This is a genomic window from Tardiphaga sp. 42S5, from assembly GCF_034044155.1.
GTDB lineage: Bacteria > Pseudomonadota > Alphaproteobacteria > Rhizobiales > Xanthobacteraceae > Tardiphaga > Tardiphaga robiniae.
This window is the reverse complement of record NZ_CP139027.1, coordinates 2,539,893-2,564,606: the sequence shown is the minus strand read 5'-3', so window position 1 is coordinate 2,564,606 and position 24,714 is coordinate 2,539,893. Positions and strand designations below refer to the sequence as shown.

The window sequence follows — 24,714 nt, the reverse complement described above, 5'->3', positions numbered from 1 at the left end:
ATCTGTGAATATCCTGTTGCTATCGAGCGAATATGCTCCCGCACGCGGCGGGATAGGCACCTACGCCCACGAGATCGCATTGGCCGCAACGCAGCTCGGCGCGCGGGTGACGCTGGTCGCTCCCGATTACGCACAGGATATGTCAGCCGACGATCGTGCCATGCCATTCGCAATCCACCGCTTCAGCGGCGGATTGCATTCGGCACGTGATCTGCCCGCCAAGATCATGCTGGCGCGCAGCCGGATCGGTACGGCTCCGTTCGATGTGGTGCATGCCGCCGACTGGCCATTCTTCATTCCGGTCGCACTCGCGCGCGGCCGCACGCCGGCGCGGATGCTGATGACCGTGCACGGTACAGAGATCAATGAGACGCAGACGCCACTGAAGCGGCTGGCGATCCGCTTCAGTGGCGTGTTCGGGCCACGCACCGAGGTCGCTGCCAATAGCAACTTCACACGCGAGCTGTTTCGCAAAAGATTCACGATCGACGAACGCCGCATCCATGCCATTCGCCTTGGCGTCTCCGATTTCTGGTCCGGCCGGCGCAGCGACCGCGCTGCCACGCGTGCGATCTATGACATTGCGCCCGACCGGATCGTCATGGTCACTGTGGCGCGGCTCACGCGGCGCAAGGGACACCACCTCACGCTCGCCGCACTCGCGCAGCTTCCTGACGAATTACGTCAGCGCGTCACCTGGCTGGTCATCGGTCCGCAGGGAGAGGCTGACTATGTCGATGAGCTTCGCGGTATGATCGCGGCGTCGGACTGCGACATCAGGCTACTCGGCGCGCTATCGAATGAGGAAATTCGCGATATCTACGGTGCGGCGGACTTCTTTTGCCTGACCGGTGTGCCGGATTCATCCGGCCGCGTCGAAGGCTTCGGTCTCGTCTATCTCGAGGCGGGTGCCACAGGCCTGCCGAGCGTCGCGAGCAATATCGGAGGCGTGCCCGATGCGGTGCTCGCCGGCCAGTCTGGCCTTTTGGTCGCCCCCCGCATCGACATGATCACCCATGTGATCCGGCAACTGGCCGAGGACGATGAGCTGCGGGCGCGCCTCGGCTCTGGTGCCGCCACACATGCGCGTGATCTGTCGTGGGAACGTTGCGCCGCAGAAACCTATGGTTTGAAGCGGCCATCACCGTCGGAGGATGCCTTGCAGACCGGATCGGAGCTGAGGGCATCGGCATGAAACAGCTCGCTGCCATCGTCACATTGCTCGTGCTCACCGCAGGCACCGCGCATGCCGACAATTGCAACAAGAGCCGGGAGTATCTGCTCGGCGGTCTTGCAGGCGATCTCACCATGCCGCCACAGGCCTATGAAGGCCTGTTCAAGGTTTGCACCGCGACGGCGACGATGCCGAACGTCAAAGATGCCTACATCCTGAAGGATGGGGCCATCGCGGTGATTCCGAAACAGGACACGGTGGCCGCCACCGCGGCGACGCTGTCGCGATTCTGCGACGCCAACCCCAGAGCCACGCTACGCTTCATCTCCGCCAAGGAGCTCGTGCTAACGAAATCGACATCGGGCATTGTGCAGATGTCGTCAGGTTCCGCAACATCGTGTAAGAAGATCAAGGGTCTCACCTGAGCCAGAGGGAAATGCCGCCATGCTGAAGCGCATCTTTCGCTCCTCGTCCGAGACATTCCGGACACGCTCCCCGGAACGCGACCGCATCACCGATGAACGGCTGGTTCTTGCCATTGCGGCGACCATCGACTCCGGCCTGCGCAGCGCAGAATATGAGCATGACGGCCTGAAGCGTCGGCTGGAAGACGTCATCTCCATCGCCGCAATTGTCGGCGGTAACGAGATCGAGGACGTTAACAGCCAGTCGGACCCGCGGGCGGAACTCCTACAGAAATCGGACGACGAGATTCGCATCGGCGAAGCACGGCTGCGGACGCTCGAAAACAATATCGAGCATTTCAGATCGCTGAGGCGGGACCTGAAGCGGCGTTTCCCGAGCATCAATCTCGATGCCGCCGAACCCGCGCCGAAATAGCGGTTTTCCACCGATCAAGACCAGCCGATCAAGATTTGGCCGATCGGCACGCCATGCGCGGGTCAGTGACGCCACGACACGCTTCACGGTGATCGATGCCTCGTAGCCGAGTTCGATGCGATCGGGCATACTGATCGTGTAAATGCTATCCCTCACCTCGTCGCCGGCCACCACCCGTACCGTGATCGGCCCCGCCTGCCTCAATCCCGCCCAGGGCTTCGCCCAAGGGGCGACCGGAGTATCTGCTTCCATGACTGATCGCGCCGACGCCATTGCCGCCAGGATCGAGACCTTCATCCGCGCCGAAGTCATCCCCTATGAGAAAGATCCGCGGACAGGTGCTCACGGCCCGAGCGACGAACTGGTGCAAGAGCTGCGCGACAAGGCCCGCAAGTCCGGCGTGTTGACCCCGCACATTCTTGCGGATGGGTCGCATCTGACGCAGCGCGAAACGGCAAAGGCCCTGATCAAATCCGGTCTTTCGCCGCTGGGTCCGCTTGCCTGCAACACGATGGCGCCCGATGAGGGCAATATGTATCTGCTCGGCAAGGTCGGCACAGCCGAACAGAAGACGCGTTTTCTGGAACCGCTGGTGTCGGGCAAAGCACGTTCGGCATTCTTCATGACCGAGCCGGCAGACGAAGGCGGCGCCGGCTCCGATCCGTCGATGATGCGGACCACCTGCAGGCTCGATGGCAATCACTGGGTCATCAACGGGCGGAAGAAGTTCATCACCGGCGCGGAAGGCGCCAAGGTCGGGATCGTCATGGCGAAGTCCGATGACGGCGCCTGCATGTTCCTCGTCGATCTGCCCGATCCTGCGATCCGCACCCTGCGCGTGCTGGATACGATCGACAATTCGATGCCCGGCGGCCATGCGGAGATCGAGATCGATAACCTGCGTGTGCCTGCCGACCAGATGCTTGGCGCCTCCGGCGACGGTTTCAAATACGCGCAAATCCGCCTTAGCCCCGCGCGCCTGTCGCATTGCATGCGTTGGCTGGGTCTTGCGATCCGCGCCAACGAGATCGCGACCGACTATGCCTGTCGCCGCCATGCATTCGGAAAGGCCCTGATCGATCACGAAGGCGTCGGCTTCATGCTGGCGGAAAACCTGATCGACATCAAACAGTCGGAACTGATGATAGACTGGTGCGCCGACGTGCTCGACACCGGCTCGCTCGGCACGGCCGAAAGCTCGATGGCCAAGGTCGCCGTGTCGGAAGCGCTGATGCGGATCGCCGACCGTTGCGTGCAGGTGATGGGCGGCACCGGCGTTTCCGGCGAAACCATCGTCGAACAGGCCTTCCGCGAGATCCGCGCCTTCCGCATCTATGACGGCCCGACCGAAGTCCACAAATGGTCGCTCGCCAAGAAGATCAAGCGCGACTGGAAGACGGAACAGCAATAACGCGCACGGCGAAAGCCGTCGCTGTTTGATCGAGCGCTGCGACCATTCAGGGATGGCGTCAGGAGGTCGATGGCCATCCTGAGGCGGCGCGCGGGCGCCGAAATTGCCAGACGCCTCGCTTGAGACAGCCCCCCATCAGCAACCCTGCCCTGAAACTGCTGACCGACAGGTCAATGACGTTCTCTCGTACAAGCCATTCCGAGAAAAAATCTCCTGCATTCACCGCGGTACCAGCAGGCTTCTTCCGAACATGACGCCATCGCATCTGCGCGCTGGACGCATTGCCTGATTTCCTGAAGTGTAGTTGCAACTTCTCCAAAGCGCACACTTATGCCGCATCAGCAGGCACCGAAGAGACATATCATGAAGACAGCAAAATTTCTGCACGTCGGCGCGCTCGCATTGGGCTTTGTCGCGGCGAACATGCAAGGCGTTCGGGCTGAGACGGCCCAACTCCGCATCGCGCAGCAATTCGGGATCGCCTATCTCCCGCTCATCGTCGCGAGCGAACGAGGCTTGATCGAGGAAGAAGCCAAGGCGCTTGGCATCACGCCGCCGAAGATCGAATGGCTGCGGCTCTCGGGCGCCGCATCGATGAACGAAGCACTGATTTCCGGCGGGCTGGATTTCGCGACCGCCGGCATAACGCCAATGATCCTGACCTGGGACAAGACGCGAACCACCGCCAAGATCATCGGCGTCGCCGCCTTGGGATCGATGGCCAATATCCTGACCACCAACAATCCGAACGTCAAGACACTGGCCGACTTCACCGAGAAGGACCGCATCGCGCTACCATCAGTTAAGGTCGGCTTCCAGCCTATCGTCCTTCAGATGGCCGCTGACAAGGCATTCGGCAAATACGACAAGCTGGACGAACTCACCGTCAGCATGCCGCATCCGGACGCAACGGCGCAGATCCTGTCGGGTCGCTCCGAGATCACGGCACACTTCACCTCGCCGCCGTTCTCGCAACAGCAACTCGCCAGCGGAAAAGTGCACGAGGTGCTGAACAGCTACGACGTCCTTGGCGGCCCGCATACGTTCAACGTGGTCTATGCCACCACCAAATTCATCAACGACAATCCGAAGACGATCCAGGCCTTCGTGCGCGGCCTCGACCGCGCCAATGACTGGATCAAGGCCAATCCGAAGGAGGCCACCGCGCTCTACATCAAGGCGGAAAACTCGAAGCTTGCTCCGGATTTCGTCGAGAGCATCATTCGCGACAAGAACATCAACTTCACGACAATTCCCGAAGGCGCGCAGAAATTCGCCGACTTCGAGGCCAAGGTCGGCCTGATCAAGCAGGCGCCGGCGTCGTGGCGGGATCTGTTCTGGTCTGGCCTCGGAGAGAAGCCGGGGAGCTGACGTGAACGTCGCGCCGCGATCGGCTGACTTCGTCGGCGACGCCGTAACGGCGCCGCTGCTGGCGCTCGACCATGTCAGCATCAGCTATCCCACCCGCGACGGCATCCTCACGGCCGTCGAGGATGTCAGCTTCACGCTGTCGGCCGGCGAACGGCTGGTGCTGCTCGGCCCGTCGGGCTGCGGCAAGTCCACGCTGCTACGTACGGTGGGCGGTTTCCTGAAGCCAAGCACCGGCGAGATCCGCCTACACGGGCGGCGCATCGATGCGCCTGGCCCTGACCGCATGACGGTGTTTCAGGAATTCGACCAGTTGCTGCCGTGGCGCACGGTGCTGGGCAATGTCCGTTACGCGCTGGAGCGCGGCAAGTCGCTGCCGCGCCCGCAGGCGGAAGAGGTGGCGCGCCACTGGCTCAGCCGCGTCGGGCTGAAGAATTTCGTCGACGCCTATCCGCATACGCTGTCCGGCGGCATGAAGCAGCGCGTCGCCATTGCTCGTGCCTTCGCGCTCGAGCCTGCATTGCTCTTGATGGACGAGCCGTTCGCTGCACTGGATGCGCTGACGCGTCGACAGATGCAGGACGAACTGCTCAAGCTGTGCGAGGAGACCGGGAGCACGGCGCTATTCGTCACCCACGGCATCGACGAGGCGATCCGCGTCGGCACCCGCATCCTCGCACTGACGCCGCATCCCGGCCGGCTGGCCGCGGCATTCGACGTGCCGCCCGACACCCGCATCCGCGGCACCGCGCGCTTCGCCGAGCTGGAACGACAGATCCAGCAGAGCGTGTTCGCCGATCCGGAAACCGAACATGTCTGATATTGCTGCGCCGAAACTAGTGCGCGCGCCCGCTTTACAGCGCGCCTTCGCCGGTACACCCTGGCGGCGCGCCGTCATCCTCGCCGGCTTCGCGCTGATCTGGGAGCTTTATGCGCGCTGGCTCGACAACGCGCTGCTGCTGCCGACCATGGGCGCAACTTTGTCGGCGCTGTGGGCAGCTATCGTCTCCGGTGAACTGCCGGACCGCACCCTGACGTCGCTGCGCGTCCTGATCACCGGCTATGCGCTGGGCGTCGCCGTTGCCGCGGCGCTCACCACCCTCGCCGCGCTGTCGCGCTGGGGCAACGAGGCGCTCGGGCTGCTGACATCGATGTTCAATCCACTTCCGGCCATCGCGCTGCTGCCCGTTGCATTGCTGTGGTTCGGCATCGGCACGCCGAGCCTGATCTTCGTCATCGTCCATTCGGTGCTGTGGCCGGTGGCGCTGGCCTGCTATGGCGGCTTCCTCGCCGTGCCGTCGACGCTGCGGATGGCTGGCCGCAATCTCGGCCTGTCCGGCGGCCGGTTCGTGGTGGAGATCCTGGTGCCTGCGGCGTTCCCGCAGATCCTGTCGGGCCTGCGGATCGGCTGGGCATTCGCGTGGCGGACGCTGATTGCGGCAGAACTGGTATTCGGCGTCAGCGCACGCTCCGGCGGTCTCGGCTGGTTCATCTACACCAGCCGCGCACAGCTGGAGACGGCCAGCGTATTCGCGGGACTGCTGACGGTGATCCTGATCGGCCTCGTCGTCGAAGGCATGATCTTCCGGACGCTGACGCGGATTACCGTTCAGCGCTGGGGCCAGGAGCAGGCCTGAGCGAGCAATCCACAGCGGCAATACCGGAAGCACAACGTTCTCCGGATGGCGGCATTGTGCAGAGCGATCAACCCATGATCGTCCTGGTTTTTGGAATTCCCCAGATCGCCTGCTTGGGACTCTAATGCCTCATTGATGATGGCGCCCTCCACGCCCAATGCAGGACAACGACAATGCAGGCCAGACGAATGATCTTGAAAGCCGCCATCGCCATGGGCTTCGGCGTGGCTGTCGTCTCTGCTTCTGCGCTGATCGGTTCCGGATCAGCGCAAGCGCAGGAAAAAACCGTCCGGATTGGCTTCCAGAAATACGGCAAGCTGGTTCTGCTGAAGAGCAAAGGCAGCCTTGAGCCACGCCTGAAGGCACTTGGCTGGAACATCAAGTGGACGGAGTTTTCGGCAGGCCCCGCGCTGCTGGAAGCGATCAATGTCGGTGCGCTCGATTTCGGCAACACCGGCGAGGCGCCGCCGATCTTCGCGCAGGCCGCCGGCGCACCGATCCGCTATGTCGCCTACGAGCCGCCAGCGCCGAAGGGCGAAGCGATCCTGGTGCCGAAAGGCAGTCCGATCAAATCGGTCGCCGAGCTGAAGGGCAAGAAGGTCGCGCTCAACAAAGGCTCCAACGTTCACTATCTCCTCGTCAAGGCGCTGGAGAAAGCCAATGTCAAATATTCCGACATCACACCGGTGTTCCTGGCGCCGGCTGACGCGCGCGCAGCGTTCGAGCGCGGAGCCGTGGATGCCTGGGTGATCTGGGATCCGTTCCAGGCGGCCGCTGAAGCCGCGATCGAGGCGACGGTTCTCGCCGACGGCACCGATACCGTGTCGAACTACCAGTTCTATCTGTCATCGCAGAAATTTCTGGAATCCGATCCCAAGGTGGTCGATGCGATTCTCGAAGGCCTGCGGGAAGTCGACGACTGGGCCAAGACAGACATCAAGGCGGTGGCCGAGCAGTTGAGCCCGTCGGTCGGCCTGCCGGTTCCTGTCCTGGAGGTCGCGCTCAAGCGGCAGGCCTACGGGATCAAGCCGATCGATCGCAAGGTCATCACCGAGCAGCAGCAACTGGCGGATACGTTTCTCGCGCTCGGACTGATCCCGAAAGCCATTGCCGTAGCCGACGCCGCCGGGACCCCCGCACCATGACCGCTGCCGACGACGCTCTCAAGATTCTCTGGTTCCTGCCGACCAGCGGCGACGGCCACCATCTCGGAACCACGGCCGGTGCGCGCGAGGTCGATTTCGACTATCTGCGGCAGATTGCGCGTGCCGCGGACAAACTCGGCTATTACGGGGCCCTGCTCCCCACCGGGCGCAATTGCGAAGACTCCTGGGTCATCGCATCGGCCATCGCGCCGTGGACGGAACGATTGCGCTATCTCGTCGCCGTGCGACCCGGACTGCAGTCGCCCACAGTGGCGGCACGCATGACTGCCACGCTGGATCGCCTGACCAACGGACGGTTGCTCATCAACATCGTGACGGGCGGCGATGCCGTCGAGAACAAGGGCGATGGCGTGTTCCTCGATCACGACGAACGCTATGAGGTCACCCGTGAGTTTCTGAATGTTTACGCGCGGGAGCTCGCCGGCGAAGCCGTCACTGTCGCGGGCAAGCACATCACGGTCGAAGACGGTCGTATCCTCTATCCACCGATCCAGACACCCCATCCGCCGTTCTATTTTGGCGGTTCGTCGGATGCCGGCATCGATGTCGCCGTCGATACCGTCGACAAATACCTGACCTGGGGCGAGCCCCCGGCGCAGGTGGCGGAGAAGATCGCACGCGTGCGCGGGATCGCCGAGCAGCGCGGCCGCAAGATCACGTTCGGCATTCGGCTGCATGTCATCGTTCGCCATACCAATGAAGCGGCATGGAAGGCGGCCGACGAACTGATCGAGCATCTTACCGACGACACGATCGCATCCGCGCAGCAGATTCTCGGGCGAATGGATTCCGTCGGCCAGCAGCGCATGTCGCAATTGCACGGCGGCCGGCGCGACCGGCTCGAGGTCAGCCCGAATCTGTGGGCCGGCGTTGGCCTGGTGCGCGGCGGTGCCGGCACGGCGCTGGTCGGCGATCCCGTCACCGTCGCCGCACGCATCCGCGAATATCAGAACCTCGGCATAGATACCTTCATCCTGTCCGGCTATCCGCATCTCGAAGAGGCCTATCGGTTTGCCGAACTGGTGTTTCCGCTGCTGTCGTTGCAACGGACCGACAATGTCCGGCAGTTCCGCGCCAATACCGGCCCGTTCGGAGAGCCACTCGCAGATCACCGCCGGGCGACCGCAAAAGTTTGACGCGCCGCCGGTCTTGATCCCAGCGGCGCAATGACGCCGCGGCATCTGGAGGACACCACGTGACCAAGCAGATTCGCCTCAACGCATTCGCCATGAACTGCGTGGCGCACCAGTCGCCCGGCCTGTGGACGCATCCCGACGACCGCTCCAGCGACTATAATCGCCTGCCCTACTGGCTCGATCTGGCGCGAACGCTGGAACGCGGACGGTTCGACGGACTATTCCTTGCAGATGTGCTCGGCGTCTACGACGTGTTCGGCGGCAATCCGGACGCGGCATTGCGCAATGCCGCGCAGGTGCCGGTCAACGACCCGCTACTGCTGGTGTCGGCGATGGCCGCCGTCACCGAGAATCTCGGTTTCGGCGTGACCTGTACGCTGTCCTACGAGCCGCCCTATCCATTCGCCCGCCGGATGTCGACCCTCGATCACCTCACCGATGGCCGTATCGGCTGGAACATCGTCACCGGCTATCTCGACAGCGCCGCCAAGGGCATGGGCAAGGCCAGCCAGAACGCCCATGACGACCGCTACAACGTGGCCGAAGAATATATGGAGGTCGTCTACAAGCTGTGGGAGGGCAGCTGGGAAGACGACGCCGTGCAGCGCGACAAAGCGCGCGGCATCTTCACCGAGCCGTCGCGCGTTCACCGCGTCCAGCATTATGGCGAGAACTACACGCTCGACGCCATCCATCTCTCCGAGCCGTCACCGCAACGAACGCCGGTGCTGTATCAGGCCGGAACGTCGCTGCGCGGAAAACTGTTCGCCGCGCAACACGCCGAATGCGTGTTCATGTCCGGTCCATCCGCAAAGGTGATCGCGCCGCGCGTCGCTGCGATCCGCGCGCTTACGGCAGAGACCGGGCGCGATCCGTCGGAAATCCTGATGTTCAGCATGATGACGGTGATCCTCGGCCGCACCGAGGAGGAAGCCGCCGCGAAACATGCGGAGTATCGTCGCTACATCAACCATGAGGGCGCCCTGACGCTGATGTCCGGCTGGACCGGCGTCGATTTCTCGACCTATGACCTCGACCAGAAGGTGGAGCACGTCCACAACGAGGCCGGCCGCACCGCGATGGACAATATCACCCGCGCCGATCCCGATCGGACCTGGACGGTGCGCGAGGTTGCCGAGCATGTCGGCATCGGCGGCATCGGGCCAATCGTGGTCGGAACGCCCGAGCAGGTGGCTGACGCCATCGAGGACTGGGTCGCGCAGACCGATGTCGATGGTTTGAACCTCGCCTTCGCGATCTCGCCAGGAAGCTTCGAGGACATCGTCGATCTGCTGGTTCCGGAACTGACCCGACGCGGCATCTACAAGAGCGCCTACGCGCGCGGCACGCTTCGCGAGAAATTATTCGGTGCCGGTCGCGCACGGCTGCAGTCGCCGCATCCAGCCTCCTCGTTCCGCCCCGCGCTGCCATCCGCTATCGCCGCGGAGTAACGACTCGAAGTCGGCCTACCGCTCGGGCTGGCACCAAAGCAGCAGAGGGATCGACGCATGCGAGGCGCTCTGATCATCCCGGGCCTTCACGGATCACCGGACGGCCACTGGCAGACCCTGTTGCAGAGCCATACGCCGTTTGCGCGCCGCGTCGAGCAGGACGACTGGGACGCACCTGTGCTCGATCGCTGGGTGGAGCGACTTCTGTCGAGCGCAAATGCCAATCCCGGCGCGATCGCAGTCGCCCACAGTCTCGGCTGTATCCTCATTGCTCATGCAGCGCTGCGGGTGCCGGACATCAAAATCGGCGGCGCACTTCTGGTCGCACCGGCCGATGTGGAAACGAACACCGACGCATTCCCGCAATTGCGCAACTTTGCACCGATGCCGACGACATCCCTGCCGTTTCCGAGCATCGTCGTCGCCAGCAGTAACGATCCCTTCATGTCGCTGCAACGGGCGCGCATGCTGGCCGAGAGCTGGGGCTCGGACTTCGTCAACATGGGCGATGCCGGCCACATCAATATCGCGTCGGGCTATGGCGCGTGGCCGGCCGCGGACCACTTGGTCGATGCGCTGGCAGCGAAAGCCGAGACGGCACCGCACCCGCCACGGCCATTCCGAAACCGCACGACCGGCAAACGGGTGCCGGCGTCGTAGAGTGTTTCAAGCCGTCTTATCGTTCCGTTCAAACCGATCGTGCCGTCGAAACGCCAGCCGTCGCCGCATTGGCAGACGAACGCACGAAGGCACTCTCGATGGCGGGGATCGATGACAACAAGGTCCTGGTGTAGTCATCGGCCGGGTTGGAAAACACCTGATCGACCGGTCCGGATTCGACGATCCGCCCGCGGTGAAACACCAGCACACGATCGGCGATATGCTGGACGACGCCCAGATCGTGAGAAATGAACAGCAGCGCGGTCCCGAGGCGCGCCTGCAACTCGCTCAGCAGGTCCAGCACCTGCGCCTGGATCGAAACATCCAGCGCCGACACCGGCTCGTCGCACACGATGACGTCCGGCTCCGCCGCCAGTGCACGTGCAATGGAGACACGCTGCCGCTGGCCGCCCGACAGCGACCGCGGAGTGCGACCGAGATGACCGGCGTTCAGCCCGACCTGCTCGAGCAGCGCGACGATGCGGTCGCGCTTTGTGCGCGCATCGCCGGTCAGGTTTTCAGCGATCACATCAGCGACCCGGTAGCGCGGATCGAAACTGCTGAGCGCATCCTGCGGGATATATTGCAGCCTTGCGCGCAGCGCGCGCCGCTCGGCCTCCGCCACCCCGGACCACGGCTGCCCGAGCAGGCGCACCTCGCCCTCATCCGGCGCAAGCAGGCCAAGCACGATCTTGGCGCATGTCGACTTGCCAGATCCGGACTCGCCGACAATGCCGACAACCTCGCCGGCCTTCACAGCAAAACTGACCCGATCCAGCGCCGGAAGCGGCGGCTCGCGGCCAGACGTCCGCCGCGATACGTATCGCTTCGATATGCCGTCCACCTGCAGCACCACGGCTTCATCCGATGGCTTGCGGGCCGGAAGCGGCTCGCGGACGATGATAGACCCGTTGGTGCTGCCGCCTTCGGCGCCGGCGACATCAAACCGGGCGGAGGCGAGCAGATGTCCTTTTGAATCAGCGGATGGGATCGCAGCAAGAAGCTGGCGCGTATAGGGATGGCGCGGACGGCGCAAGACATCCGCTGTAGCTCCGCTGTCCACAATGCGGCCGTCGCGCATCACGATCACCCGATCGGCGATTCCAGCCACGACAGCGAGATCGTGGCTGATCAGCAGCAGCCCGGCGCCTTCCCGCACGCGCTCGGCCAATACGGCGAGCACCTGCGCCTGGACGGTGACGTCCAGCGATGTGGTCGGTTCGTCTGCGATAATGAGATCCGGGTCGGCCGCAATGGCCGAGGCGATCAGCGCGCGCTGGCGCAAACCGCCGGAGAGCTGATGCGCATATTGCGTAGCCCGGTGTTCGGGATCGGGAATGCCGACCTTGCGGAGAACGTCGGTGACGCGTGCGGCTACTGTGTGTCGCCCGCGTAACGTCCGATGCGCGGAGAGCACCTCGCCGACTTCCTGCCCGATGGTGCGCAGCGGGTCCAGCGACACCAGCGCGTCCTGCATGACAAGGCCGGTGACCGTGCCGCGCAGCTTGCGCCAATCGGCCTCACGAAATTTCAGCGCATTGCGGCCCTTGATCTGGAAACGGTCGGCGTCGATCTCGGCCCCTTCACCAGACAGATTCAGCAGACTGCGCGCGGTGATGCTCTTGCCCGATCCGGACTCGCCGACCAGCGCCACGCATTCGCCCCGGCGGATCGTCAGGTCGAAGTTCCGGACGATCGGCGCGCCGCCATTGGCGCCGGCAAAGCCGATCGAGAGGCCCTCGATGTCGATCAGCAAATCGTCGGGTTGTGGAATGACCAGATATGGCTTGTCGGTCATGCCAGCCGCCCTTCGAACCGTTTCTGGATGGCATTGCCGACCAGCGTGAAGGCGATCACCGTCAGCGTAATGGCGAGTCCGGGAAATACGCCGGGCCACCACGCCACGCGCAGCACGTCGCGGCTCTCCGCCAGCATCACGCCCCATTCCGGCGTCGGCGGCTGCGGGCCGAGGCCGAGAAAGCTGAGGCCCGACACCGCGAGGATCGTATTGCCGATATAGACCGTCGCGATTACCGGCACCGCGACCAAGACATTCGGCAGCACATGGCGGATGAAGATCTGCCAGCGGCCGAGGCCGTAGACGACCGCATGCGTCACATAATCGGCATCGCGCACCAATTGCGTTTGGGCACGGATCACCCGGCCGAATTTCGGAATGCCGGCAATGCCGACGGCGATGGCGATGTTGAGCATACCCTGCCCGAGAAACGTGACCACCAGCATCGCCAGCAACACGCCGGGGAATGACGACAGCACGTCAAACACGCGCGACGTCGCCTCGTCGAGGAAACGGTTGCGCTGTCCGGCGAGAATGCCAAGCACGATGCCGAAGGCCAGACTGATCGCCATGCCGCCGAGCCCGATCAGGAGCGAATAGCGTGTGCCGTGGATGGTCCGCGCGAACACGTCGCGGCCGAGCCGGTCGGTGCCGAACAGATGCTCCCAGCTCGGCGGCTTCAGCCCCAGCGCATAATCGCCGATCAGCGGATCGAACTGGGTGAAGGCGCGTGGGAATGCCGCGGCCAGAAGTAGCACGAACAGAAACGCCAGAGAGATCGCAAGGCCCAGCGACAGCAATCGCGGCGCGATCACCGCCGCCGTCGTCACCGGTTCCACCGCACCGGGCGGGTTAACCTGCGGGTCGAGCGCGATGGACAGGTCTGCGAGCGGACGGGTTTGCACGTTCATTGCGCCCTCAGTCTCGGATCGATCAGCAAATACAGGATGTCGAGCAGGGTTGACGCGGCGACATGGATGAAAGCGGCCAGCAGCACCACGGCCAGCACCACCGGCACGTCATGGGTCAGCACGGCGCCGAGCGTCACGGTGCCGAGACCCGGACGCCCGAAGACTTTCTCCGTGATCACAGCGCCGCCGAGCAGTCCGCCAATCAGCCAGCCACCCAGCGTCACCGCCGGCAGCAGGGCATGCCGGAGCACATGGCGCGCGCGGATCACGAGCTCGCCGACGCCACGCGAACGCACCGTAGTGACGAAGGGCTGATCGAGCGTCTTTTCCATCGCCTCACGCAGCACCTGCGCGAGGAGGCCCGCCGTCGGCAGTGCCAGTGTCAGCGACGGCAGCACAATCGACTGCCAGCCACTGGCCCCGGACACCGGAAACCAGCGCAGCGTGAACGAGAACGCCATCAGCAGCAGAATGCCGAGCCAGAACACCGGCGTCGATGCGAACACCAGTTCCAGAAAGGATGCGATCTGGCGCGAGATGCGACCACGCCCTGCCGTCAGCAACGCGAGCGCGATCGCAATGATGATCGCCAGTATGCCCCCGAGCAGCGCGAGCTGCACCGTCGGCATCAGTTGCGATCCCACGACCTCGGTGACGGGCTGGCGCAGCACGTAGGACGTGCCGAAATCGCCCTGCAGGATGCGCAGAAGAAAATCCAGGTACTGCGCGGGCAGACTGCGATCGAGCCCCCACTCCGCCGCAATCGCCTCGCGCAGCCCTGGATATTCCAGATCGCCCGCCAGGATATCCTGGATGCGCCCCGGCAAAGCGTGCAGCGCGAGGAAGGACGCCGTCACACTTGCCCAGGCCACCACGAGGCTGGTGAGCAATCTGGAAATGATACGAGACCACATGATCTCGTCTACTTCGCCAGCCAGAAGTCATAGGCGCTCGACGGCGAGTCCAGACCCGCCTCGAAGCTCAGCCCGTTGACATTGTTCTTCGCCGCCAGGAACCAGCTCGGAGCGAACATCGGCACGATGAAGGCCTGATCGACGCCGAGCTTCTGGATTTCATCGGTGAGGGCACGCTTCTTCGCCACGTCGGTCGAGCGCAGCGCTTCATCGATCAGACCCGTGATCTGAGGATCCGGATTGGCGATGTTGGAATACAGAAACCCTTTGGAGCCGAGCATGTCCCACAACTCCCGCGCGGGATCCGATGGATTGTCGGTGTTCGGATAGATCGTCCAGTTGCCATTGGCGTTGTTCTTGGCATATTCGCCGGCGGTGATGATGCGCAGGTTGAGATCGAATCCGATATTCTTGCGCAGCGCGGCCTGGATGCCCTGGATCAGCACTTCGCGGTTGTCGCGGACGTAAGGCTGCGGATAGCCGACGTCGATCTTCAGGCGTACGCCGTTCTTGGTGCGGAAGCCTTCGGCGTCGCGGCCGGTCCAGCCGGCTTCGTCGAGCAGCTTGTTGGCACCCGCGATATTGTTGCCCCATGCACCGACCAACGCCTTGTTATAGGCCGGGTTGGCCGGGCCGATGATCGACCATGCTCGCGGCACCGTACCGAGATAGACCTGCTTGACCAGCGGCTCGAGATCGAAGCCGTCTCGCAGCGCGCGCCGGACCCGCACGTCATCCGCAGGCGGAATGGTGTAATTGATGTTGAACGTGAACGACGTGCTGGCGCCGGATGGACCGGTCAGCAATTTGAATTCGGCCTGATCTGCGAACAGCGCCACGTCGGTCGGCTGCACGCCTTCGATCAGATCGACCTGTCCCGACGTCAGCGCACCGGCCCGCACCGCGGCCTCCGGCAGGAATCGCAGCGTCACGCGATCGAGATAGGCCGGGCCGGTATGCGCGGCATAACCCGGTCCCCACTTGTAATCCTTGTTGCGGACGAACACCGCCGACTGGCCGCGGCTGTAGCGCTCGAACACGAACGGTCCGCTGCCCGCCAGCACCGGCCCGCCGCCGCACAGGTCACCCTTGGCGAGAGCCTTTGGCGAGATGATGCCCAGCTTGACGTTGGACGCGGACTCCAGGAACGTCGAATCCGGCTGCGTCAGGATGAGTTTGACGACATAGGGCGACACGACTTCGGCACGATCGAAATATTGCAGCAGCGCGACTGCATTGGCGGCGTTTTCCGGCTTCTTGACGAAATCGTAATTCGCCTTCACCGCCGCCGCGTCGAACTTCTCGCCGTCGTGGAAGACGACGTCCTCGCGCAGCTTGTACGTATATTCCTTGCCGTCCGGCGAGATCGACCACTCAGTCGCCAGCCATGGCGCGAAGGTGCCGTCGGTCTTCTTGCCAACCAGCGAGTCGATATAGTTGCGCGCCACGAAAAATGCAGCCTGCTGCGAGGCGCGATGCGGATCGAAGCAGCTCGGCTCGGTCGCAACGCCCCATGTGATGGCACCGCCGGAAACCGGCTTGCCTTCCTGCGCCTGCGCAAGCTGTCCGCCCAGCATGACCGACGCGATGACGATCGCAGTGCGTGGCGAAATACTAATCTTCCTCATTGGGGACCGTCCGTTGGTGTTTTTCACTACCAACCGCAGCAGCAACGTCTCGCATTTTCTGAAGTGATCAATGGCATGGAGTTGCCACTTCATCTGAGCGCTGCAACGCGGTAGCAATTTGTAGCGCGATCTAAATCTGCAATCCGCGCAAAGACAATGCACTTCACGCGATCTCACCGTCGCGACATCAAGTTTGAAAGATCATTCGCGATGCGATGCGATCAGTGGGCGAATGTCATACGTGCGAGCCCAAAGACAACTGGATCGCTCTCCGTCTCGCCCATCAGGAATGCTCCATGAGTGAACGCAAACTGCATCTCAACGTGAACCTGCTCCATTCCGGGGTCTATGCATCGGCATGGCGGCTACCTGACAGCGATCCCGGCGCATTCTACGATGTGCAGCATTATGTGAATGTCGCGAAGATCGCCGAGCGCGGAAAATTCGACGCGATCTTTCTCGCCGACACGCCGGCCATCACCGACCGCATCGACCTGCGGCCATTTCAATCCATGGAGCCGACCATCATTCTGGCTAGCGTGGCTGCTGTGACCACGCATATCGGCCTGATCGCCACCGCATCCACGACCTATAACGAGCCATATAACATCGCACGGCGCTTCGCGACGCTCGACCATGCAAGCGGCGGCCGCGTCGGCTGGAATGCGGTGACCACGGCGGACGCGTCTGCGAGTCGCAATTTCGGCCTGTCGAACGTGCTCGAACACGGCTTGCGCTATGAGCGCGCAAAGGAATTCGCCGAAGTCGTACACGCACTATGGGACAGTTGGGAAGACGATGCCTTTGTCGGCGACAAGGCGACGGCGCGTTTCGTCGATATGTCGAAGGTCCACGCCATCGATCATCGCGGTACGCATTACACCGTGGCCGGGGCCCTGACCGTGCCGCGCTCGCCGCAGGGCCGGCCGATCACCGTGCAGGCCGGCGGTTCGAGCGACGGCCGCGACCTCGCCGCGGCGCAGGCCGACGCGGTGTTCACGCTGTCGCAGTCGATCGAGGACGGCGTCGCCTATGCGCGTGATCTGCGGGCGCGAGCCGTCGCCTATGGCCGCCCGTCGGATTCCATCGTGATCCTGCCGGGCCTCGCGACCATCATCGGCAGCACCGAGGCCGAGGCGCAGCGACGGCAGGACGAGTTGTGGGGCCTGGTGCCGATCCAGTACAGCCTGTCGCGCCTGGCGGGAACACTGCATGTCTCGCCCGATATCCTCGAACTCGACAAGCCACTACCGGACATCCCACTGCCGGCCAACGCCAATCAGACGATGTTCAAGGGCACCGTCGCCATAGCCCGCAAGGATAATCTGACGGTGCGGCAACTGCTCAAGGCGCTGGGCGGCGGGGTCGGCCATCGCATCATCGTCGGAACGCCCGAGGCGATCGCCGACGATATCGAGGCCTGGTTCAGGGCCGGTGCCGCCGATGGCTTCAACCTGATGCCTGACGTCTTGCCGACCGGTCTGGCCGTGTTCGTCGAAGAAGTCGTTCCCCTGCTGCAAAAGCGCGGCATCTTCCGCCGCGACTACGAGGGCACCACACTGCGCGATCACTTCGGACTGGAACGTCCGCCCAGCCGCTATGCCAAGCGCCCCGCAGCGGCCGTCACGGCGTGATATCACCATAGGTGGGTGCTCCCGCCGCGATCGACGGGAGCACTCATGGTCGCGCTAGCCTGCCCTATGGGGCGTGGAACACCAGCGCGCGCAGCTCGATACTCTCGCGCGGCGGCGCATCCGCAGGCGCGGTCGGATCGGCAAAGGCCGTATGCGGAGCGAAACGTGCGACGCCGTCTTTAGTCGAGTCATAGCACTTCAGCAGCAATATCTCGTCGGGCGTCATATCCGGCACGTAGTACCAGCGATGCTGCGGATTGAATTTCACCGCATAGGTTTCACCGACCCGGTGCTGATAGACCAGATCCGATCCGACCAGTTCGTCGAAGCGAACGGTCCGCGCATCGGCAACCGCCAGCGGTGAATCCTTCAACGGGCCGCGGATCGGACGCCACAGATTGATGATCTGCACCCGACCCTTGAGCAATTCTTCCGCGTCCTCCGGGATCAGATCGCGGACACGTTGCGGACCTGATCTATCGGTGTGATCGACATGCACCCGGGCGACAGGCTGGCGCGGGCTGTCGCCGCGGTCATTGACGCCATCGACGCGCTTGCGCACGGTATGATCGAAGATGAAGACACGGTTCGCGCCGGTGATGTCTTTCAGCAGCTTCTCGGCCTCGGGATAGTAGACGCCCTTGATGTTCTCGTCATCGTAGAAGTCGGATACCGCGCTGTGCTGGTGCGCCACCGCAAAGCCGTGTTCATCGAGCGACCACTGATCGATGCTCGGCCGCGCATCATGGATCGCAACCGCATGCGGCTCCGGCTCCGCAGTGGAGCGCGGCTCGCCGGCCGGAGGATCGAATGTATAGGTACGAGGGCGGCCATTGATCGGTGCCAGGTAGTTCAGATCCGCGGTGACGAATGCACCGGCCTTGATCTTCTCGTTGAGCAGTCCCATGATGGTTCTCCCGATTGACATGGGCTCACCACATTTCATGCGGCCCATTTGCTTCAATCTGATCCCGGAGCCCCGCCGCGCCAATGGGGCGTTTCAAATAAGAACGTCATTTCCCGACAGCGTGAAAACGGATGATGCGATTTCAGCATCGGTATCGATTGAAGATGTTTAATGTTGTGATCACGATCAACGTTCGGCGTCGGTGCTCCCGCGCACGCGGGACATCGCGCGCATCCGCAAGCATTTACGCTTCGTGACCGACGCTCCGAAAGAAGGATTCGAAGCCGTTCGGCCCAACTTTGGAATTCCCAAGCGCGCTGTGTGGAGCGTTAATGGGTGTCTTCAGGAGTCGAATTGATGCCACATCCGCCACTTCTCGCCGTTGCCATCGCAGGCGCTCTCGCGCTCGCGACGGCCGTCGAGACCTATCACGCTGCCCATCAGCCCAAGCCTGACATGTCCCGGAATGCTGCAGCCACAGTGACGCCAGCCCAACAACTCGATCGCGCTCTGCAGGCACTCCGCCTCGATGCTGTCAGAGACAACGCATCGGCCATGTAGACAGGAGAAGGGACTAAGGCATGTATCTCGGAAAGATGATCGCTTTGGTACTGGGACACGCGACGCTCCTCAGCCTGTTCGTGTGGTGGTTTAGCTAAGCGGGGCTCACGCCTTCCGGCAAGACCGCTTCGCGGGGTCAACTCAACCGCGCGAGGCCTTCAGCAAAGCTGCCTCCCCCTTCACCCGTGGAAAGATTTGCTCGGCAAAACGCTGCATCTCGCTCTCCAATGGCTGGAATTGCAGCATGAACAACTCGATGCCGGCGGCATGGAATTCGCGGATGCGCGCGGCGACCGTATCGTAGCTCCCCACCAGACCGGCTGCGGTCCCGCCATTGGTGCCGACCCGCGGCGACTTCTGCATCGTCTGCATCATCACGACCTTGGGATCGGTATTGGCCCGCTGGATGGCCTTCATCGGCGCGTCCTGCGCGGCAAGCGCCAGCAGACGCTGATGTGCCTGCTCGGCTTCTGCGTCCGTCTCACGCGCGATTACGAAGGCCGACAGGCCGAAACGCAGCGGTGCGCCGGCCCGCGGTCGTGCCGCGACATTGGCGATCAGCGCTGCCACATCGGCCAGCGGCTGGCCGTTGATGAACCAGACATCGCCGTGCGCTGCCACCAGATCGCGCGCTGGCTTCGACTCGCCGCCGACATAGATCGCGGGCCGCGCGCGGTACAGGTCCTTCGGCCGCAGCGCGTAGTCTCGGACATCGAAATTTTCACCCTTGTGCGTCAGCCGTTCCCCGCTCGTCAGCTGCGCAACGATCGAGATCCATTCCTTGCCATAGGCATAGCGATCGTCATGCTCGGCAAAGCCGATGCCGGCCTTCTCCAGCTCGGGCTTGTTCCAGGCATTGACCAGATTGAGCGCAAAGCGGCCGCGGCTGATATTCTCAATCTGCAGTGCCATCTTGGCCAGTACGACCGGATGGAAGAGATAGGGCTTGATCGCCGCAATGATCTCGATCCGGCTGGTCAGCGCAGCCAACGCCGCTGCCGAGCTCCAGGTCTCGAGTTGGTCGAGATCTTCCTGATGCGGATTGATGGTGTGCTGCGCGATCAGAGTCGAATCGTAACCCAGCGCCTCGGCCTGCAGGACCAGCGCCTTGTTGCGCTCCCACGACGCATCATACGGCTCTTCAGGATCATGATGCGACGCCCGTGGCCCATGCACCGGTGCCCAGACGCCAAATCGAAGAGGATTCGTGCTCATTGTCTGCCTCATATTCACGTCGCTCTCGCTATAAGACGACCCGCACACGACAATGCAAGCACCGCCATGCACTCATGACATCGGCGGCAAAATAGCGCGGATCGAACGAGAAACTTCTTCTTCGCATGACGCATAGCACCACAAGAAAATTCCACTGCGCTTCGGGCCGATCAAATTTTAAGGCAACACGCAGCTTCATTTTCCAAAAACAAGCACTGCAAAAGATCGTTCACCTCTCAATCGCGTCGCTCGGATATCAAACTGATCTAATATCGCATGGAGAATGGTTTCGCCGAAGAAACCGAAGACGCTGCGCTTTTTGTTGCTCTATCATCTCCGCTGAATTTCAGAACTGCAGCAATGGATGGCAGGGTGAGCAACGTCGACTACGTCATTCAACAGGAGTATCGCGCGCCCGCAACGCCGACACCCGCGCGCAACGCTTCCGCCATTGCCAAACCCGGCCTGAAGCCAAATCTGATCGTCCTGTCCTGGATCGCGCCAGTCGTCCTCATCGTTGTATGGGAAGCGCTGGCGCAGGCCGGTTGGCTGTCGCCGCAAGTGCTTCCTGCACCTTCGAAGGTGCTGCGCACGGCGTGGAAGCTGACTTTGTCGGGCTCGCTGCTGAACGATCTCGGCGTCAGCCTGCTGCGTGCGGCCGCCGGCTTTGCAATCGGTGGCAGCATCGGCTTCATCCTCGGCACGCTGGTAGGCTTCTCGCGCATCGCCGAAGCATTAATCGATCGCAGCGTGCAGATGATCCGCGCGATCCCGTTTCTCGCCCTCGTCCCGCTCGTCATCGTCTGGTTCGGCGTCGGTGAGGGACAGAAGATCTTTCTGGTCTCGCTCGGCGTCGCCTTCCCGATCTATATCAACACCACCCTCGGCATTCGCCAGATCGATCCGAAGCTGGTCGAGCTTGGCCGCGTCCAGGGGCTGTCCACGCTGCAATTGATCCGGCGCATCATCCTGCCCGGCGCGCTGCCGTCGATCCTCACCGGTGTCCGCTATTCGCTGGCAACGGCATGGCTGGCGCTTGTGGTGGCCGAAACCGTCGGTGCGCAATCAGGCCTCGGGTTCCTCGCCATGGACGCCCGCGAATTCCTCCGCACCGACGTGATCGTGCTGACCATCGTGATCTACGCGCTAATCGGTGTTGCCGCCGACTCCATCGCTCGGCTGCTCGAACGCAAATTGCTCGCCTGGCATCCGAACTACGGCAAGGGCGCGCGATCATGAGCCCGACATCCGGGACATCTAGCGAAACCGCCGTAACCGTGAGCGGCCTGACGCGCGCCTATGGTCCGCGGGTGGTGATCGACAGGCTGGATCTCCGCATCGGGCGCGGTGAATTCGTCGCACTTCTCGGTGAGAGCGGCTGTGGCAAGACGACGTTGCTGCGCGCCCTCGCCGGCCTCGACCCGATCCAGGGCGGACATATCGATGCGCCAGGACGACCCGCCGTAGTGTTTCAGGAACATCGGCTACTGCCCTGGGATACGCTCTGGCAGAATGTCTCGCTTGGCCTTCCCGGCGCGGATGCGCGCAAGCGTACCGCTGCCGCGCTAGTTGAGGTCGGTCTAGGCGACCGGCTGGACGACTGGCCGCGTAATCTGTCTGGCGGACAGGCGCAGCGCGTCGCCCTCGCCCGCGCGCTGGTGCAGGAGCCCCGGTTGCTATTGCTCGACGAGCCCTTCGCAGCACTGGACGCGCTGACGCGAATTCGCATGCATGTGCTGGTCAAGGAGCTGGTCGCCCGCCACCAGCCTGGCGTTCTTCTCGTTACACATGACGTCGATGAGGCAATTGCTCTGGCCGACCGAATTCTGGTGATGCGCAACGGCGTGATCGCCTCCGAGCACCGCGCCGACACTCATGGCGGGCCGGCTGCATCCCGTGATCAACTGCTTCGCGAACTCGGCGTCGCCACCAATCTCCAGGTCGCCTGATTCCATCTCACAGGAAGTTTTCTCATGTCAAAACCGTTCTTCACATCGTCACGCCGGGATTTTCTCAGTCTCGCGATGGCTGGTGTCAGCGCCTATGCCGGCATTCATCTCGCCAGCCATGACGACGCCATCGCGCAAGGCACCGGGCGAAAGACCGACAAGGTCCGTCTCACCTGGGGCTATCACGGCCTCACGCTGATCGCCAAGGAACGCGGCGAGCTCGAGAAGGCACTCGCACAGCATGACATCAAGGTGGAATGGCTCGGCCCGTTCCCGAACCACGCGCCGACTTTGCAGGCGGTGACCGGTGACAGTGCTGATTTTGGCTTTGGCGGTAGCACCACGCCCGCGCTGGCGGCCATCATCGCCGGCTCGCCGCTCGTCTTCACCCAATTCGTGCTCTACGAGCCGCGCACGACGGCGATCATCGCCAAGGATGATTCCGGCATCAACAAGGTCGAGGATCTGGTCGGCAAGTCGGTCGCGGTCAACCGCTCCGGGCTTGGCGAATTCCTGCTCATCGCAGCGCTCGAGAAGCACAAGGTTGATCGCTCCAAGGTGAAATTCGTCTATCTCAACCCGCCGGACGCAGCGCCGGCACTCGCATCCGGCAAGGTGGATGCCTGGTCGATGTGGTCGCCGGGCGTCGACATCGCGCGGCTGGACTACAAGGCTCACGACGTTTTCCTTGAGGGACGCGACCTGCCGTTCCAGATCGACTTCTCCTCTTACGTGACGTCCCGCAAGTTCGCGAAGGACAATCCGGCCATCGTGCGGGCGCTCAACGCGGCCTATGAGAAGGAAGCGCAGTGGGTCAACAAGAACACGACCGACGCCGAACATCTCATCCAGAAGGTCGCGAAATATGACGACCGGATTCGCGACCAGTTCATTGAGCGCAAGCGCAACTACACACTCATCCCCGTGTCGGACAAGAAATTTGTCGGAGAACTGCAAACCGCAGCGAACTGGCTGACCGAGCGAAAGGTCCTGCCCGAATCCGTCACCGTCTCGGATCATCTGGCCAGTCTTTAAGTGTCTATCGCCGCTCGATCCCCCTGGAATCGTCGAGAAAGAATCCTATGAACAAGCCCACACCGCAGCACTCGTTCGACGTGTCGCAGCCGATCCGGATCGGCTCGTCCGATCTGCAACAGTTGTTTGATCACATCGCGCAGGGCGAGGCAGAGCGCGAGCACGACCGTGTCCTGCCTTACGACATCATCGAGCTGATCCGCCGATCGCGGATCGGCGCGCTCCGCATTCCCAAGGCCGACGGCGGCGGCGGCAGTACCGTACGAGAACTGCTCACTGCAGTCATCAGACTGGCGGAAGCCGATGCCAATGTCGCGCATATCCTGCGCAATCACTATAGCGTGGTCGAGCGTCTGCTGGCCTCGCCGCCAAGCGCGCAGAATCGCAAGTGGCGCGATGACGTCGCGGCCGGTGCCATCATTGGCCTCGCCACCACGGAGCTGGGCAGCTCGCAGGTGGGAGACATCGCTCCCGCCACAACTGTCACGCCGGATGGCGACGGCTACCGCCTTAACGGCACCAAATATTACAGCACCGGCACGCTCTATGCGGACTACGTGCTGGTGCGCGTCGCGGACGGCAATGAAGCACTCGCGACCACGATCATTCCGGTCAAGCGCGAAGGCATCGAACTGGTCGACGACTGGGATGGTTCGGGCCAGCGCCTGACCGGAAGCGGAACCACGCATTTCCGCAACGTCCGGGTCGAAGCGGCAGAACTGATTTTCGATCAGCCCAATATCGGCTATGGGGCCTCCTATCAGAACACATTCGCGCAACTCTATCTGACGGCCATCAATGCCGGCATCGCCGCAGCCATCCTGCGTGACGCCAGCGACCTGGTCAGGCGTCGCGCGCGCAGTTTCTATTACGCGCCCACTCTTCGCCCGCGCGAGGATCCCATCCTGCAGCAGACCGTTGGCCAGATCGCAAGCAACGCGTTCGCGGCAGAAGCGACCGTGCTGGCCGCGGCCGACGCGCTTGACGTATCGAGCAAGGCCCCTGATCGGGAAGACACCAAGCCGGCGCTGGATGCCGCCCTCGCATCGTCCAAGGCCAAGATCGTCGTCGACGAACTGGCCATCCGCAGTGGCAGCCTGCTGTTCGACGCCGGCGGCGCATCCGCGACCAAGAAGTCCGACAACCTCGACCGTCACTGGCGCAATGCGCGGACGCTGTCGTCGCACAACCCGGTGACCTACAAGGCACAGGCGATCGGCGCCTATGAGATCAACGGCACGCCGCTGCCGGCCAAAGGCTTCTTCTAGGTCGTCCGGAAGGCTGCGCCGTCGTAGCGAGCGCGATACATTCACTTCATT

23 protein-coding genes are annotated in these 24,714 nt (G+C 62.9%); 17 read left to right on the top strand and 6 right to left on the bottom strand.

Annotation, left to right across the window (positions count from 1 at the left end):
* The first annotated feature begins 4 nt into the window (after nucleotides 1–4).
* The 11 genes from SFY93_RS12015 (at nucleotide 5) to SFY93_RS11965 (ending at nucleotide 10,843) form a co-directional block, all read left to right on the top strand.
* Nucleotides 5–1,195, top strand: a complete 1,191-nt coding sequence (locus tag SFY93_RS12015; RefSeq protein WP_320447260.1) for a glycosyltransferase family 4 protein — start codon at nucleotides 5–7, stop codon at nucleotides 1,193–1,195.
* On the top strand, nucleotides 1,192–1,599 hold the full coding sequence (locus SFY93_RS12010; RefSeq protein ID WP_320447259.1) for a hypothetical protein: 408 nt from the start codon (nucleotides 1,192–1,194) through the stop codon (nucleotides 1,597–1,599). Before SFY93_RS12015 ends, SFY93_RS12010 begins: the two co-directional genes overlap by 4 nt.
* A 19-nt stretch (nucleotides 1,600–1,618) precedes the next feature.
* Nucleotides 1,619–2,014, top strand: coding sequence for a hypothetical protein (locus tag SFY93_RS12005; RefSeq protein WP_320447258.1), 396 nt, complete (start codon nucleotides 1,619–1,621; stop codon nucleotides 2,012–2,014).
* 142 nt (nucleotides 2,015–2,156) lie between these two features.
* Nucleotides 2,157–3,425, top strand: a complete 1,269-nt coding sequence (locus SFY93_RS12000) for an acyl-CoA dehydrogenase family protein (RefSeq protein ID WP_320447257.1) — start codon at nucleotides 2,157–2,159, stop codon at nucleotides 3,423–3,425.
* A 363-nt stretch (nucleotides 3,426–3,788) separates the two neighbouring features.
* The gene (locus SFY93_RS11995) at nucleotides 3,789–4,796 is read left to right on the top strand and encodes an ABC transporter substrate-binding protein (RefSeq protein ID WP_320447256.1); all 1,008 of its coding nucleotides are present in this window, start codon (nucleotides 3,789–3,791) and stop codon (nucleotides 4,794–4,796) included.
* Between the two features lies 1 nt (nucleotide 4,797).
* On the top strand, nucleotides 4,798–5,613 hold the full coding sequence (locus SFY93_RS11990) for an ABC transporter ATP-binding protein (RefSeq protein WP_320447255.1): 816 nt from the start codon (nucleotides 4,798–4,800) through the stop codon (nucleotides 5,611–5,613).
* Nucleotides 5,606–6,430 carry an ABC transporter permease gene (locus tag SFY93_RS11985; protein ID WP_320447254.1) on the top strand — a complete coding sequence of 275 codons (825 nt, stop codon included), beginning with the start codon at nucleotides 5,606–5,608 and terminating at the stop codon, nucleotides 6,428–6,430. The genes SFY93_RS11990 and SFY93_RS11985 overlap by 8 nt, the downstream gene beginning before the upstream one ends.
* A gap of 212 nt (nucleotides 6,431–6,642) precedes the next feature.
* Nucleotides 6,643–7,575 carry a sulfonate ABC transporter substrate-binding protein gene (locus tag SFY93_RS11980; protein ID WP_320447747.1) on the top strand — a complete coding sequence of 311 codons (933 nt, stop codon included), beginning with the start codon at nucleotides 6,643–6,645 and terminating at the stop codon, nucleotides 7,573–7,575.
* Nucleotides 7,572–8,732, top strand: a complete 1,161-nt coding sequence (gene ssuD / locus SFY93_RS11975) for an FMNH2-dependent alkanesulfonate monooxygenase (protein ID WP_320447253.1) — start codon at nucleotides 7,572–7,574, stop codon at nucleotides 8,730–8,732. Before SFY93_RS11980 ends, ssuD begins: the two co-directional genes overlap by 4 nt.
* A 59-nt stretch (nucleotides 8,733–8,791) precedes the next feature.
* The gene (locus SFY93_RS11970; protein WP_320447252.1) at nucleotides 8,792–10,183 is read left to right on the top strand and encodes an LLM class flavin-dependent oxidoreductase; all 1,392 of its coding nucleotides are present in this window, start codon (nucleotides 8,792–8,794) and stop codon (nucleotides 10,181–10,183) included.
* A 57-nt stretch (nucleotides 10,184–10,240) separates the two neighbouring features.
* On the top strand, nucleotides 10,241–10,843 hold the full coding sequence (locus SFY93_RS11965; protein WP_320447251.1) for an RBBP9/YdeN family alpha/beta hydrolase: 603 nt from the start codon (nucleotides 10,241–10,243) through the stop codon (nucleotides 10,841–10,843).
* A gap of 28 nt (nucleotides 10,844–10,871) precedes the next feature.
* Here the strand turns inward: SFY93_RS11965 and SFY93_RS11960 are convergent, their stop codons facing one another.
* The 4 genes from SFY93_RS11960 to SFY93_RS11945 are packed head-to-tail and all read right to left on the bottom strand — an operon-like array spanning nucleotide 10,872 to nucleotide 16,094.
* Complete coding sequence (locus tag SFY93_RS11960) at nucleotides 10,872–12,641, bottom strand: dipeptide ABC transporter ATP-binding protein (RefSeq protein ID WP_320447250.1); 1,770 nt, start codon at nucleotides 12,639–12,641, stop codon at nucleotides 10,872–10,874.
* Complete coding sequence (locus SFY93_RS11955) at nucleotides 12,638–13,552, bottom strand: ABC transporter permease (RefSeq protein WP_320447249.1); 915 nt, start codon at nucleotides 13,550–13,552, stop codon at nucleotides 12,638–12,640. The genes SFY93_RS11960 and SFY93_RS11955 overlap by 4 nt, the downstream gene beginning before the upstream one ends.
* Nucleotides 13,549–14,466 (bottom strand): ABC transporter permease, encoded by a 918-nt coding sequence (locus SFY93_RS11950; protein WP_320447248.1) that lies wholly within the window; start codon nucleotides 14,464–14,466, stop codon nucleotides 13,549–13,551. The genes SFY93_RS11955 and SFY93_RS11950 overlap by 4 nt, the downstream gene beginning before the upstream one ends.
* Before the next feature lie 8 nt (nucleotides 14,467–14,474).
* Nucleotides 14,475–16,094 carry an ABC transporter substrate-binding protein gene (locus tag SFY93_RS11945; RefSeq protein ID WP_320447247.1) on the bottom strand — a complete coding sequence of 540 codons (1,620 nt, stop codon included), beginning with the start codon at nucleotides 16,092–16,094 and terminating at the stop codon, nucleotides 14,475–14,477.
* A 296-nt stretch (nucleotides 16,095–16,390) separates the two neighbouring features.
* Between SFY93_RS11945 and SFY93_RS11940 the strand changes: the two genes are divergently transcribed.
* Nucleotides 16,391–17,728, top strand: a complete 1,338-nt coding sequence (locus tag SFY93_RS11940) for an LLM class flavin-dependent oxidoreductase (RefSeq protein WP_320447246.1) — start codon at nucleotides 16,391–16,393, stop codon at nucleotides 17,726–17,728.
* A gap of 64 nt (nucleotides 17,729–17,792) precedes the next feature.
* Here the strand turns inward: SFY93_RS11940 and SFY93_RS11935 are convergent, their stop codons facing one another.
* Entirely contained in the window at nucleotides 17,793–18,635 is an 843-nt protein-coding gene (locus SFY93_RS11935) for a CmcJ/NvfI family oxidoreductase (protein WP_320447245.1), read from the bottom strand.
* A 357-nt stretch (nucleotides 18,636–18,992) separates the two neighbouring features.
* Here SFY93_RS11935 and SFY93_RS11930 point away from each other — a divergent pair, with 357 nt between their 5' ends.
* Nucleotides 18,993–19,196, top strand: a complete 204-nt coding sequence (locus tag SFY93_RS11930; RefSeq protein ID WP_068738633.1) for a hypothetical protein — start codon at nucleotides 18,993–18,995, stop codon at nucleotides 19,194–19,196.
* A gap of 141 nt (nucleotides 19,197–19,337) precedes the next feature.
* Here SFY93_RS11930 and SFY93_RS11925 read toward each other — a convergent pair whose 3' ends face one another.
* Nucleotides 19,338–20,411, bottom strand: coding sequence for an LLM class flavin-dependent oxidoreductase (locus tag SFY93_RS11925; RefSeq protein WP_320447244.1), 1,074 nt, complete (start codon nucleotides 20,409–20,411; stop codon nucleotides 19,338–19,340).
* A 450-nt stretch (nucleotides 20,412–20,861) separates the two neighbouring features.
* Here SFY93_RS11925 and SFY93_RS11920 point away from each other — a divergent pair, with 450 nt between their 5' ends.
* From SFY93_RS11920 to SFY93_RS11905, 4 genes are read left to right on the top strand one after another with little or no spacing between them, the layout of a single operon-like run.
* The gene (locus SFY93_RS11920; protein ID WP_244558582.1) at nucleotides 20,862–21,650 is read left to right on the top strand and encodes an ABC transporter permease subunit; all 789 of its coding nucleotides are present in this window, start codon (nucleotides 20,862–20,864) and stop codon (nucleotides 21,648–21,650) included.
* Nucleotides 21,647–22,360, top strand: a complete 714-nt coding sequence (locus SFY93_RS11915) for an ABC transporter ATP-binding protein (protein ID WP_320447243.1) — start codon at nucleotides 21,647–21,649, stop codon at nucleotides 22,358–22,360. The genes SFY93_RS11920 and SFY93_RS11915 overlap by 4 nt, the downstream gene beginning before the upstream one ends.
* Nucleotides 22,361–22,384: 24 nt before the next feature.
* Nucleotides 22,385–23,395, top strand: a complete 1,011-nt coding sequence (locus SFY93_RS11910) for an NrtA/SsuA/CpmA family ABC transporter substrate-binding protein (protein WP_320447242.1) — start codon at nucleotides 22,385–22,387, stop codon at nucleotides 23,393–23,395.
* Between the two features lie 47 nt (nucleotides 23,396–23,442).
* On the top strand, nucleotides 23,443–24,663 hold the full coding sequence (locus SFY93_RS11905) for an acyl-CoA dehydrogenase family protein (RefSeq protein WP_320447241.1): 1,221 nt from the start codon (nucleotides 23,443–23,445) through the stop codon (nucleotides 24,661–24,663).
* The last annotated feature ends 51 nt before the right edge of the window (nucleotides 24,664–24,714 follow it).